This is a genomic window from Streptomyces sp. NPDC046197 (assembly GCF_040646295.1).
Lineage (GTDB): Bacteria > Actinomycetota > Actinomycetes > Streptomycetales > Streptomycetaceae > Streptomyces.
Genome location: NZ_JBEYZY010000035.1, coordinates 59,383 through 71,989, shown reverse-complemented (window position 1 = coordinate 71,989; position 12,607 = coordinate 59,383). Strand labels below are relative to the sequence as shown.

At 67.7% G+C, this 12,607-nt stretch carries 9 protein-coding genes, 1 tRNA gene and 1 pseudogene; 4 read left to right on the top strand and 7 right to left on the bottom strand.

Features of this window, described 5'->3' with window-relative positions:
* Positions 1-144: pseudogene (locus tag AB0A61_RS33490) on the bottom strand (IS5/IS1182 family transposase); the annotation flags it as partial.
* Positions 145-789: 645 nt separating this feature from the next.
* On the opposite strand from AB0A61_RS33490, the gene AB0A61_RS33485 reads away from it, so the two are divergent.
* Both AB0A61_RS33485 and AB0A61_RS33480 read left to right on the top strand, forming a co-directional pair.
* Positions 790-2,205, top strand: a complete 1,416-nt coding sequence (locus tag AB0A61_RS33485; RefSeq protein WP_361300847.1) for a hypothetical protein — start codon at positions 790-792, stop codon at positions 2,203-2,205.
* A 119-nt stretch (positions 2,206-2,324) separates the two neighbouring features.
* On the top strand, positions 2,325-3,101 hold the full coding sequence (locus AB0A61_RS33480) for a hypothetical protein (RefSeq protein WP_361300844.1): 777 nt from the start codon (positions 2,325-2,327) through the stop codon (positions 3,099-3,101).
* A gap of 220 nt (positions 3,102-3,321) precedes the next feature.
* Here AB0A61_RS33480 and AB0A61_RS33475 read toward each other — a convergent pair whose 3' ends face one another.
* Entirely contained in the window at positions 3,322-3,774 is a 453-nt protein-coding gene (locus AB0A61_RS33475) for a hypothetical protein (RefSeq protein ID WP_361300841.1), read from the bottom strand.
* 1,547 nt (positions 3,775-5,321) lie between these two features.
* Here AB0A61_RS33475 and AB0A61_RS33470 point away from each other — a divergent pair.
* Together AB0A61_RS33470 and AB0A61_RS33465 are read left to right on the top strand one after the other, a co-directional pair.
* The gene (locus AB0A61_RS33470) at positions 5,322-7,148 is read left to right on the top strand and encodes an IS481 family transposase (protein ID WP_361300859.1); all 1,827 of its coding nucleotides are present in this window, start codon (positions 5,322-5,324) and stop codon (positions 7,146-7,148) included.
* A 521-nt stretch (positions 7,149-7,669) separates the two neighbouring features.
* Entirely contained in the window at positions 7,670-8,407 is a 738-nt protein-coding gene (locus tag AB0A61_RS33465) for a helix-turn-helix transcriptional regulator (protein WP_361300838.1), read from the top strand.
* Positions 8,408-8,554: 147 nt separating this feature from the next.
* Here the strand turns inward: AB0A61_RS33465 and AB0A61_RS33460 are convergent.
* The 5 genes from AB0A61_RS33460 to nadD form a co-directional block, all read right to left on the bottom strand.
* Positions 8,555-8,627, bottom strand: a tRNA-Ala gene (locus AB0A61_RS33460).
* Positions 8,628-8,720: 93 nt separating this feature from the next.
* Entirely contained in the window at positions 8,721-9,392 is a 672-nt protein-coding gene (locus AB0A61_RS33455) for a histidine phosphatase family protein (protein WP_361300835.1), read from the bottom strand.
* A complete protein-coding gene (rsfS, locus tag AB0A61_RS33450; RefSeq protein ID WP_361300832.1) occupies positions 9,389-9,835 on the bottom strand; it encodes a ribosome silencing factor in 447 nt (148 codons plus the stop codon). Before rsfS ends, AB0A61_RS33455 begins: the two co-directional genes overlap by 4 nt.
* 322 nt (positions 9,836-10,157) lie before the next feature.
* A complete protein-coding gene (locus AB0A61_RS33445) occupies positions 10,158-11,897 on the bottom strand; it encodes an LCP family protein (RefSeq protein ID WP_361300829.1) in 1,740 nt (579 codons plus the stop codon).
* A 16-nt stretch (positions 11,898-11,913) separates the two neighbouring features.
* Positions 11,914-12,588: a nicotinate-nucleotide adenylyltransferase gene (gene nadD / locus AB0A61_RS33440; RefSeq protein WP_361300826.1), complete on the bottom strand. Its 675-nt coding sequence runs from the start codon at positions 12,586-12,588 to the stop codon at positions 11,914-11,916.
* Positions 12,589-12,607 lie beyond the last annotated feature (19 nt).

The following is a 12,607-nucleotide window of genomic DNA, read 5'->3' as shown; positions in this document are numbered from 1 at the left end:
CACGAACACGATCGCGGCCAGCACCTCCCGGTCACCATGCCGACGACGGCCACCACCCTGAGGCCGCACCGGCGCCTCAGGCACCACTCGCTGGAACAGCTCCCACAATTCGTCCGGCACCAGCCGCTCAACGATCCCCACCACGGCCGACAGCCTACCTAGGCAGCCAAATGAGATGACGTCTTAGGGGAGAGGCTGGAGGCGTCAGGCCGGTGACCTGGTGCATCGCTGGTCGAACTGGCGGTAAATGACCCTGCCAGCCAACCTTGTTGATCACTGCTGACTCCTGTACCTGGCACGGCTGTGGCACGGCGACGGCCTTCGTCCCGTAGCAACTTGGACGGGGACTCTACCTCGGGCTGATGTGCCCATTCACCTGCGCTGATGGTCCGTAGGCGTCCGCACCCATCCACCGTTGTTCGTCGGCGTTGTCACGCAGCCGTAGCTCTATGTGGACGGTCGGTGCAGCTCATACCGGTCGCCCTACGGCTCTAGGAGGACGCTGCTGGACGGGGCTGGTCGCTGAGGTAGCTGTACTTCATCGTGTACTGCGACCGGCTTCGCGGGGGCCCGTCCTTACCACGTCGATTACGGGGAATCAGTGACAGCCATCAACTCGCGGGCCTTGATTGATCGTTCACTGACGCTCGGCGGAATTGCTGATGTACGCGCAGATTGTGATGGATGGCGCTCGAGGCCACTGGTGTCCGGTTTCCGCCCTTGCCTCAGAGCTTTCAGAGACGCGAGCGTGATCACGTCAATCGCGCTTAACTGAGGAAATGAGGTTCTGTGAAGGAATCCGGCCGAGGCCGCAGACGGGCTGTCATAGCACTCCCTGTCGCGGCGCTGGTCTTGTCCCTCCCCTTCGTCGCATCCCCTTCTGCGGGTGCGTCAGCTCAACTACTGGGGGCCACCACAGCAAAAGGCGCAGCCGATCACGGTCGGCCCATCACGGATCCGCGCCTCCTCGCGATCGAGAAGAAGCAAGAGACACTCGACAAGATCGCCGGGCAGGTCACCGAGGGGCTCTCGGAGTCTGACCGCGCCAAAATCCCCGGCTTCACAGACATCGAAGTGGACCCGGTCCGCAACAGCCTGAGTCTCCACTGGAAGGGCAATCCGCCGCTGCGTGTGCGGCGCATCCTGGCCCACCTGCCCAAGGGCGTGACCGCTACGGTCCTTCCGGCCCAATACTCCAAGGCCGATCTGCACGCGGCCCGGAACAAGCTTCTTCGCGGTGGAAAGCCCGCGGATCTGCGCATCGCCGGCACGTCGACCCCCATCCGCATCACCACCATCGGCCCCGCGGTCGACGGCAGCGGACTTCAGATCGGCTACGACGAAGACCGCGGCGTGGGCAAGAGCAATCAGGTGGACCCGCTGGCGTCAGATGCTCGCCAAGGCAGGTCGAGTGAGGTCAAGGCGGTCACAGACCGCGTGACCGGAGTCCCCACCACCGTGGCCTATAAGCCGTTGAGCGTGGACCTCTCTTCACGCCAGGAGGACAACACTCCGTGGTACGGAGGGTCAGCCCTACGCAACCCCACCGGAGGCATCTGCTCCAGCTCCTTCGCGGTCAAGACCTCCGACGGCCAGTACGAGCTGAGCACTGCTTACCACTGCAATGGTGGCGACGGTGTGTGGCACACCTACTGGGGCGGGAAGCTGGTCGGCGCGACCGACAGCGCCCAGCGCCTCGCGTATGACGACGCCCTGGGCATCCACCTGCCGTCCGGAAAGTCCGCGGGGCGTCTGTACGACGGTCCGGCCAATGAAACCGACGGGTACGCCAAGGCCGTCACAGGCTGGGGCCACAACAATAAGGGTGACTACGTCTGCACCGATGGGGCGAACTCCGGCGTGCACTGCAATGTGCAGATCTCCAACACGGACATCGGGGTCACAGGAGCGAACGGCGTTTACCGACCGATCACCGACCTGGCCTATTCAACGTCACTCACCCCGGACCACATCGCAGCAGCGAACGGTGACAGCGGTGGCCCCGTCTTCGCCGGTGTGAACAACTACACCGCCGACGAGGCGCGCGGCATGATCACAGCTCTCGACCGGACCGTGACCTGCCCGTCATCGGAGTACGTCCTGGACAGCGGCGTGAGAACTCCCTGGTGCGTTCAGGGCGTGTACTTCGTGCCGATCTTCCAGACCTTGTACGACATGAACTGGACCCTGGTTACCGCACAGTGATCGGCTAAGTGACCGGTGGGCCGCCACGCTGAAACGGCGTCGGCCCACCACGCTTACCCAATCCACCACGGGCTGGCAGGATCGGTCCGCATACCGGCCGAAGACAGTGGAGCGTGACCATGGCCCAGAAGGGCAAACGGCGTCTGCGCCGCATGATATGGGCTGCTGCGGCATTGGCCTGCCTGGTCGCAGCCGTGGCCGGCTGGGCGCTCTGGGATCGCTCGCACACCTACGACACGTCCGTACCAGGCGACGTGTTGATCAGCAGCGACGGCCGTACGCTCACCACCCCTGCGATCTGGACCGGCTGCGAGGACCGGCCGCGCCTGGTGGCCCACGAATCCACCCACACGGTGTCACTGGCCCTGGAGCGAAAGCGGCACTCGTCTGTACCTAAGAACGCCGCATGCATTGGCGGCGGGGGAGACGACGAGCGACTGCTCACTGCGACCCTGAGCCAACCACTCGGAGCCAGGACGCTCTCCGACGCCGTCTCCCATGACATCATCACGCCCTTCGAAGCCTCCCGCCTCGACCGCCCCCGCTACCTCCCCAAGGGCTACGCACTGTCCGACCGGCCACTCGGCCCAGGCGACGTCACAAAGCCCCCTTACCAGCGCACTCGGGTTCCGGCGTGGACCGTGACCTACCTCCGGAACCCCGGTCAGGGAGGGGACACCGGCTCCCTGAGCATCAGCCAGATCACCGGTCGGCTTCCCGACGGACCGGGAACCCCCGTCTCCGTCCACGGACACCCCGGTCACTTGAAGCACGGCCCACTAGATGAGCAGTCCCTGACCTGGTACGTCGACGGATGCACCATCGATGTCGAAGCAAGGGACCGGCTCCTGTCCGGAGACGAGTTGGTCAAAGTCGCCGATCAGCTCAGCCCGTAGGCCTTACACAGGCGCAATGACCGAATCAAGGCGACGGGCGCCGGCCGATGAGTGGCCGGCGCCCGTATAGGCCAAGGCTTTGAGATCTGGCCTCATCCTTATCAGGTCGATCACGGGGTATCGGTGACATCGGGCAACCGACCACCGCGCTGGGGTAACCGTCCGCCAAGGTCCGGCGCTGACCGTCGTCGCACGGAGCTGTTGGTGTCAGGCGTTGATGTCATCCCTGCGGTTGGGGCTTGACATCCTCCGTGGCCCGCTTCTGCGGGAAGGCGGGGAGGAGGCCCCGACGAGTGAGCTCCTCCAAGATCCACTGCTCTCGCTGCTGGTGCGCCCAGAGGAACTCGGACATACGCATGTCCGCCTTTGCCTCCCTCGTCCTGCTGGCCTGCCCCCCAAGGATCTCGTGAACCGTTTTGCGCAGCTCGCCGAGCTTGCCGCGTGCGTCTTCGTCCTCGGCAGGAGTGCGGGCGTCGAAGGCAGCTAGTGCCTCACCGAGTAGCTGCGCTGTGTAGGCATCGGAGCCCTCAAGCTGCTCGTGGTGTTGAGACTCATGCTTCACCCACTCCAGCGCCTTGTCCTTACCCTCCTTGAGCACGGGCAGTAGGGCCAGAAGAGTTGCGCTGTCAAGAGCCGCGTAGGCGATCCGCCAACCTTCATCTGTTGCCGACATGGCATCACGCTACCGATCCCGCGATCGCGTCGGGTGCGGAATGCCTCGACGGCCAGAGAGGGCAACCGGAAAACCAAGGCCGGCAGACCTGCGTCAGCTTGTCAGGATGTGCTTGACGCATCCTGGTCCGCCCCTCGTGCAGGAGCCACGCCGGGAAGTTGGGCACACGAGGGAGCCCGTGGACTTCAACGACGATTGCTTAATTGGAAGAGGAGCTGTACGGCTGCAGCTACATGGAAGGGGCAGTGTAGCTACACGTGGGTCCATCCTGGCTGGCCAGGCAGGTCAAAGCGGAGGTATTGTAGTAGACAGATTGTCTCGGGCTGGGGCCCTGACCAGGGATTCTCCAGCGAGAACCGTAGACAGAGGGGGTTTGGCCCCGGCGGCAACCAGGACCAAACCCCTTGCCTTAGCGAGTCCGGTCGAGCTGATACCGACCGGACTCGCTGCATTCACAGCTCATCACGTGTCGCCTCCGACCGGCCTGCCTGGCGGGTCAGTGGAACCAACCCGCGTGATCGATGATCGCGAACACTAGTCCGACGACCGCGAGGCTAACCTGCCACCTCTCAGGGCCTGTCCACCTACGCCGTCGACTCTTAGGGCTCTCTTTCATCTAGCCACCTCCCTTCGCTCTCAGAACCGACCCACCGAGAGTCGGAGGCTGCGAACTCGCGCCCCCAAACGCGTAGTTCAGAGAGAGTTCCGTGAAGTAGCTTCGCTCATCTTACCGGTCACCTTTGACAATCTGAGTGTCACTCAAAAACCGCAGGTCAGAGCATCATTCAGCGAGGGTATTCCGCTGGGCAGGGGTGCAACCCAGCCCTCCTCGCAGGACCGAACCGCGCCGAGTTATTAAGAAGATATGTCTACTTTGAACCCGTACGGTTCCATGTGCAGCCAACGGCCTGTGACCTCGTCTCACGGCGACGAGGTCACCAAGCACAGCGCCCGTAGCGTTGCCACCACCCGGACCTCAACTCACCACTCACCCCAGCTCCCATCCCGTACGCCGTCGACCCACACACCGTGGAGCGGGCGTGGTTCAGGGGCGTCAAGGTGGGGCGCGCCACTGTACGAACGACCTTGACGCCCTGGGCCGCGGCTGCTCGGCTCTGCCTGGGTCGATGGCGTACGGGATGGGAGCACCCCGCACACGCCACAACGGACCGGCAGTCGGAAGCGGCGCCCCCTCCCTCCCGGTGCCGGCCGATCCCCCGCCGGAGGCATCGTTCTGACCGGGTCGCGCTATGCGGTGATCGGCTCATGGCCTCCGGCCCTATCCACATGTGGGCGCACGTCGGCGCAGCGCGGGCGGAGCGGGCCGGAGGCAGGAGCGGCGCCCGCAGCAGAGCCGAGAGCGCGCCCGGCGGAGCGGAGCGCAGCCGGGGCTTGAAACCCAGTAGAGGAAGTTGTAACTCACTCTGTGGGGCGGGGCTTGTCCGATCCCGGTAGATGCTTGACAGTTCGGTCCCAGCTGATGGTTGACAGTGGCCGTGATCGGCTTTTCTGTGCGCGTCGTTGCGGTGCGTGTGGGGAGGCCGGGATTGGCGCTGGTGGAGTTGTCGGTTGTCGAGCAGAGATATCGGGCTGTCCTGGCGGTGCTGGCGGGTGCGACGGTGACCGAGGTCGCCGCGTCGCTTGGGGTGTCCCGGCAGACGGTCAGCGGCTGGAAGTCGAGGTATGAGGCCTCCGGTCTGGCGGGGTTGGCGGACCGTTCGCGCAGGCCGGCGTCGTGTCCGCATCAGGCCTCTGCCGAGGTCGAGGCGGCCGTGTGCGAGCTGCGGCGCAAGCACCCGAAGTGGGGTCCGCGGCGGATCGCTCATGTGCTGGAGCGGGCCGGGACGGTGAGCCCGGTGCCGTCACGGATGACGGTGTATCGGATCCTGGTCCGTCACGGGTTGGTAGAGCCGGGGGTGCGGCGGAGGAAGCGGTCGGATTACAAGCGCTGGCAGCGGGATCGGCCGATGCAGCTGTGGCAGATGGACATCGTCGGCGGCGTGATGCTGGTCAACCCGGTCACCGGTGAGCTGACCGAGGCGAAGGTCGTGACGGGGGTGGATGACCATTCCCGGTACTGCGTGATCGCATCGGTGGTCGAGCGGGCGACCGGACGGGCGGTCTGCGCGGCCTTCGCCCGGGCCTTGCAGAGGTTCGGGGTGCCGGAGGAGGTGCTGACCGACAACGGCAAGCAGTTCACCGACCGGTTCGGGCAGGGGGGTGAGGTGTTGTTCGACCGGATCTGCCGGGAGAACGGGATCGCGCACCGGCTCACCCAGCCGGCGTCGCCGACCACGACGGGCAAGGTCGAGCGGTTCCATCAGACGCTGCGGCGTGAACTCCTCGATGACTGCGGGGCTTTCGAGAGCATCGAGCAGGCTCAGGCGGCACTGGATGCGTGGGTGGAGGAATACAACTCCTCGCGGCCGCATCAGGCGCTGGACATGCAGTCTCCGGGAGACCGGTTCGTCCCGGTTGCCGAGGAGGAGCGGGATGTCCTGGGCTTGAAGATCCCTGGAGTGCTGGCGCTGGTGCCCGAGCAGCGGACACCTCAAGAGGATTCGGAGCCGGCTCCGGCCGAAGCCTGCGAGGTTCCTGCCGCCCTGCCTGAGGTGGCCCCGGCAGCGGTGCCGGTGGGGTCCGGTGGGCCGGTGGAGTTCGAGCGGGTGGTGCCTGCGAGTGGGAATCTGCAGGTGGCGGGCAAGCAGTTCTGGCTGGGTCCGGCCCGTTCGGGGCTGACGGTGACGTTCTGGGCCGACACGCAGGTGATCCATCTGCTGATCGCGGGGGCGCGGATCAAGAGTGTGCGGTCGCACCTGTCGGTGGCGGATCTGGGACGGCTGGCGGTCCGGGGCGGACGTCCGGCGGGGCCGGCCCCGCTGCCGGGCGGTGACGGGGCGGCGTTCGAGGTGGACCGGGTGGTGAACAACAGCGGCCTGGTCGGTCTGGGCGGGCACCAGGTGCTGGCGGCGGAGCTCCTCGGCGGCCGCCAGGTGGGCATCCGCATCGACGGCGAGACACTGTCGTTCTTCGATTCGTCCTCGCGGGAACTGCTGCGGGTGCGGCCCAACCCGCTGACCAGTGAAGAAGTCCGCAGGCTGCGGGGCCTGCGTCCGGCCGGACCGCCGCCACGGCCCGGCGTCGAGCCCGTGCGGGTGCAGCGGCGAGTCAGCGCGGTCGGCACCGTCATGGTCTGCCGGCAGGTCGTCTCCCTCGGCCGCCCCTATGCAGGGCAGACCGTGACCGTTCACGTGTCCGACACGACGATCAGCGTCGAGCTGGACGGCCAGGTCCGGGTGATCCGGCGCACGACCGACCTCCCGGTCCGTAACGTGAAAGCGAACAAGCCCCACGGGGCTCCCTACGTTGTCTAGGCCCACGGTCAAACATCACCCGGGACCAGAACGTCAAGCATCAGCTGGGATCCGACACGAGGCTGGGGACACGAGGCTGGGGACCTTACAGATCTAATCGAGCGGGCCCATGCCATCGCACACCCACGGGCCCTCTCCCATCAGGAAAAGAGGCTCGGGGTCGAGCAGTCACGCAAGCCGGGCAGGCCCCTCAGACCCACTCCACCTCGGAAACGATGTACGGGGTACTTCCAGGGCCCGGCAACGGCGTCCGAGAGGGCGCCAGCGGCGGCGACGGGCGAGGGACCGAGGCACCGACTGCAGCCAGCGCAGCCGCCACTTCCTCCTCGCTCACCCCCGCCAGCGCCTCAATCACCCGATCGAGCGCCTCGCTCACCTCAGTGCTCGTGACCACTCGCGGCAGGCGTCGGACCTGCGTTCTTGACCGTCAGAGGCAGCAACTTCTTGCCGGTCGGGCCTAGCCTACTTGTACCCAAGTGTCCATTTGCGGTCACACTACGTAGCCAAATGTTTGATCAAGAATGAGGTTGCATTCACTAAGGTGTTGCTGGCTGGAGCAGGGCCGGCCGATCAACGCCTCCCCGCAGGTGCTGGACGCCGTGGCGCGCACGCTGCGGCTGGACCCGCCGGAGCGCGAGCATCTGTACCACCTGGCCGAAGTGCCGTACGCACCGGCTCCGGAGACCCTCGCCCAGAAGGTCGGCCCGGAGATCCAGGGCAGCATCGACGCCCTCGACCCGCGCCCGGCGGTGGTCTACAACTCGCGGTACGACATCCTGGCCGCGAACGCCGTCTACCGCGATCTGTTCTACCCGGATCCGATGCCGGAGGGAGTGCCCCTCAACGCCATGTGGCGGTTGTTCACGGCCTCGGAGGACAACTGCCCGCTGGTGTTCCGGGCGACGGAGCTGCCGGTGATGGTGGCGACCCTGAGAGCCTCCTACGGGCTGCATGCCGGGGAGCCGGCCTGGGAGGACTTCATACGCAGGCTCTCGGAGGCGAGCCCGCTCTTCGCCCGGCTGTGGGGGAACGGCGACGTGGAACGGCACGCGGGGCGGGTGAAGACGTTCCGGCACCGCGCGGTGGGCGAGCTCCGGATGACGTCGGTGTCGCTGTCGATCAACGGGATGCCGGAGTGCCGGATCGTGGTCTACACGCCGGACGACGCGGAGACGGCGCGGCGGACGGCTCTGCTCAGGGAGCGGCGGGAGAAGCTGTGGCCGCCGTCGACGGAGTCCTGGACGGTGGCCGGGAGCTGACCCGGCCTCACCGGAGCCGACCCTGACCGGAGCCCTCGCCGGCCCCGGCTCGCCGGTTGCGGGCTCATCGACCCCGAAAACGAAAAATCCCGCCCTCGGGGCGGGATCTTCCATCGATCTTTGACAACTCAACAGAGTGCCGATCTGTGGAGCTAAGGAGAATTGAACTCCTGACCTCCTGCATGCCATGCAGGCGCTCTACCAACTGAGCTATAGCCCCTTGTGTTCTTCCCGCTCGGCGGGGCGAACAAGAAGAACTTTAGCCTGCGACCTGCCAGAAAGTGAAATCCGGGTCCCGTCGGCCCCGGGCGGCTCAGTCGTCGTCGCCGAGGACCGGCTCCGGCAGAGTGCCGGCGTTGTGCTCCAGCAGGCGCCAGCCGCGGGCGCCCTCGCCGAGCACGGACCAACAGCAGTTCGACAGGCCGCCGAGGCTCTCCCAGTGGTGGGCCTCCAGGCCGAGCAGACGTCCGATGGTGGTGCGGATCGTGCCGCCGTGGCTGACCACCACGAGCGTGCCGTCCTCGGGCAGCTTCTCCACGTGCCGCAGCACGATGGGGGCGGCCCGGTCGGCGACCTCGGTCTCCAGTTCGCCGCCGCCGCGGCGCACCGGCTCGCCGCGTTTCCACGCGGCGTACTCCTCGCCGTAGCGGACGATGATCTCGTCGTGCGTCAGTCCCTGCCAGACGCCCGCGTAGGTCTCCCGCAGGCCCTCGTCCGTGGCGATCTCCAGGCCGGTGAGGGCGGCGAGCTCCACGGCCGTCCGCGCGGCCCGCTTGAGGTCCGAGGAGACGATCGCGTCGGGCCTCAGGGACGCCAGCAGCCGGGCGGCGCGGCGGGCCTGGCCGACGCCGGCCTCGGTGAGCTCGACGTCCGTGGTGCCCTGGAAGCGGCGGTCCACGTTCCAGGAGGTCTGGCCGTGCCGCCACAGGATGATGCGGCGGCCCCGGCCCGCCGCCCTGCCGGTTCCCTCACCGGCGCCGGTCATCGCCACTCACCGCCCAGCTCCGCCGACTCCTCGGCGGCCTGCAGCCTGGCGTGCTCCTCGGCCTTGCCACGGGTGGCCTTGGCGTCGGCGGGCAGCTCGATCTCGGGGCAGTCCTTCCACAGCCGCTCCAGGGCGTAGAAGACGCGCTCCTCGCTGTGCTGGACGTGGACGACGATGTCGACGTAGTCGAGCAGGACCCAACGGGCCTCACGGTCGCCCTCGCGGCGCACCGGCTTGGCGCCGAGCTCCTTCAGGAGGCGCTCCTCGATCTCGTCGACGATCGACTTGACCTGGCGGTCGTTGGGGGCGGAGGCCAGCAGGAAGGCGTCCGTGATCGACAGTACGTCGCTGACGTCGTAGGCGATGACGTCGTGCGCCAGCTTGTCGGCGGCCGCCTGGGCGGCGGTGTTGATGAGCTCGAGAGAGCGGTCGGTCGCGGTCACTACAAGGCTTTCCGTCGGCGGTCACTTGCCTTCAAGGGTCTCACGGACCGCCGAGCACACCCGAGGTGTTTTGTGGATCACACCTCGGGCGGTGGGCCGGGGACGCTCGCGCCCCGGCCGCCCAGGGGTGTCCGCCCCAGCAGGCCGCCGACACCCCTAGGGGCGTCGTTCGGATCACCGCGGGTCCGCGGCGCATGGCACGGCACCTCGCCGCGTTGCCGCATCACCCGAGTACGCCCGGTACGCGGGTAATGCTCCGCCTTGCGATGCACCGCACCATGCGCCGCGGCCTGATCCGCGGTGATCCCAACGACACCCCCTACTAGGGCTTGTAGTCCTGGCCGAGGACCACCGACACGTCGGCGTTCGCGGCGACCGTGCCCTTCGTCACGGAGCCGGTGGGCAGGCCGAGGGTCTTGGCGACCTCGGTGGCGTTCTGCTTGTCGGCGGCGTCGGAGTAGACGACCTTGGACGCGGACTGGACCGCGGACGCCGTGCCGGCCTCCAGGAAGGTGAAGCCGCCGTTGAGGAGGACGACACGGGCCTTCTCGGCATCGTCCTTGACGCCGGTGGCGTTCTGCACGGAGACGCGGACGGCCGACCCCTGGTCGGGGCTCTTGGCGGTGCCGCCGAGGATGTCCTTGACGACGCTGCCGCTGGTCTGCGCGCTCAGCGTGCCGTCGGCCTGGACGGGCAGCAGTGCCGTCTTGTAGTCGCCGCCCTTGGCGAGGTCGGCGAGCTTGGCGAGGAAGGTGCCGAGGTCCTTGTCGGTGAGCGACGGGTCGAGGATCTGCGCCAGCGTCTGCACGGTCACGGTCGCGGCCTGCGGATCGGAGGAGATCTTGCGCAGCACGCCCTGCATCACCTGGCCGAACCGCTCCAGCTGGGCGTTCTGGGACTCCCCCGGGGCGCGGTAGGTGGCATAGGCGATGGCCGTCTTGCCGCTGAGGGTCTGGCCCCGGCCCTTGTGGACGACGGGCGCGGTGCCCTTCTTCTTCGCGCCCGGGTCCGGCACGTCGGTGTTGGTGTCGAGGTCGATGTTGCCGACCAGGTCGACGAGGTTCTGCAGGTACGGGGTGTCCAGCCGCCAGGTGCCCTGGATGTTCGTGCCGAGGACGGTGTCGAGCTGGTCCCGGGTCCCGGAGGTGCCGTCGTCCGCGACCGACTTGGCGAGGGTCGTCGTGGTGCCGTCGTCGCCCGACAGAGCGAGTGAGTTGGGCAGCAGGACGGTGGTGCCCTGCTTGGTGGTGGTGTTGTCGACGAGCAGCGCGGTGGAGGTGCCGCCCTTGGCGGTGTCGTGCAGGTGGACGACGATCACGTCCCGCTTCTGTGCGCCCGCGGCCGTGGCGGTGCCGGTCTTCGACCCGGACGACGACAGACCGGGCAGCTTCCCCGCGTACCAGAGGTAGCCGACGCCGCCGGCCGCGACCAGCGCCAGGACCACGGCCAGGGCGATCACCCGGCTGCGGGCGCGGCGGCGGGCCTCCTCCCGGCGCTCGGTGCGGTTCTCGGTGAACTTCAGCCAGTCGATGACGTCCTCGGAGTCACCGTCGGGCTCCTCGACGAAGGCGAACTGCTCGGTGTGATAGTCCCGTTCGTCCGGGTCGTGCTGCCTGGACCCCTCCTCGGCCGGGCCGGCCTGCTGCGGGATGTAGGCGGTCTGCTCGGCGACCCGGGGCTGCTGCCCGCTGGTCGCCGCCCGGCCGTAGGGATCGTACGACGGCGGCGGCGCGCCGGGACCGGAGCCACCGGATGCGCCGGACCCGTAGGGGTCGTAGGCACCGCCGGAGCCCCGGGAGCCCTGGGGGCGGCCCTGGGAGTCGTACGAGGGGGGCACGGGCGCCTGCTGACCGGTGTCGTAACCGCCGTAGGACGGCGCCGGCTGCTGGTGTCCGCCCGTCGCGTACGGGTCGTAGCCGTAGCCCTGCTGCCCGTACGCGTCGTACGTCTGCTGCGGAGCCGGCTGCGCCGGGACCTGCCGGTACACAGGCCGGCCGTACTCGTCGTAGCCGACGAGCTCGTACTGGTCGCCCCCGTATCCAGCGTCGTATCGGTCGTTCACCGGTGCCCCTCTCGGCTCACTCGCCGCGGTACAACTCGCGCTTGTCGATGTAGCGCACGACTCCGTCCGGCACCATGTACCAGATGGGATCGCCCTTGGCGACTCTCGCACGGCAGTCCGTGGAGGAGATGGCCAGGGCGGGAACTTCGACGAGCGAGACCCCGCCCTCCGGAAGGCCGGCGTCGGTCAGGTGGTGTCCCGGCCGGGTGACTCCGATGAAGTGTGCCAGGGAGAAGAGCTCCTCCGAGTCCCGCCAGGTGAGGATCTGGGCCAGGGCGTCCGCGCCGGTGATGAAGAACAGGTCGGTGTCCGGGTTGAGGGCGCGCAGGTCGCGCAGCGTGTCCACGGTGTAGGTGGGGCCGCCGCGGTCGATGTCGATGCGGCTCACGGAGAATTGGGGGTTCTCGGCGGTCGCGATGACCGTCATCAGATAGCGGTCCTCGGCCGGGGAGACCTTGCGGTGCGTCTTCTGCCACGGCTGGCCGGTGGGCACGAACACCACCTCGTCGAGGTGGAACTGCGCGGCGACCTCGCTGGCCGCCACCAGGTGTCCGTGGTGGATCGGGTCGAAGGTGCCGCCCATCACGCCCAGGCGGCGCTTGCCCGGCTTCGACGGGCCGCTGCCGGGCCCGTACACCGGGCGCTTCACCGAGTCACTCGCCGGACCGGTAGGCATGTCCTGCTCTCCCATGCGTGCAGACCCTACCGGC

Excerpts from the sequence above, each read along its gene's own strand:
- nadD (WP_361300826.1), bottom strand. The coding sequence starts at position 12,588 with ATGGGAGAGCAGGACATGCCTACCGGTCCGGCGAGTGACTCGGTGAAG.
- AB0A61_RS33455 (WP_361300835.1), bottom strand. The coding sequence starts at position 9,392 with ATGACCGGCGCCGGTGAGGGAACCGGCAGGGCGGCGGGCCGGGGCCGC.
- AB0A61_RS33475 (WP_361300841.1), bottom strand. The coding sequence starts at position 3,774 with ATGTCGGCAACAGATGAAGGTTGGCGGATCGCCTACGCGGCTCTTGAC.
- AB0A61_RS33480 (WP_361300844.1), top strand. The coding sequence starts at position 2,325 with ATGGCCCAGAAGGGCAAACGGCGTCTGCGCCGCATGATATGGGCTGCT.
- AB0A61_RS33465 (WP_361300838.1), top strand. The coding sequence starts at position 7,670 with ATGAGGTTGCATTCACTAAGGTGTTGCTGGCTGGAGCAGGGCCGGCCG.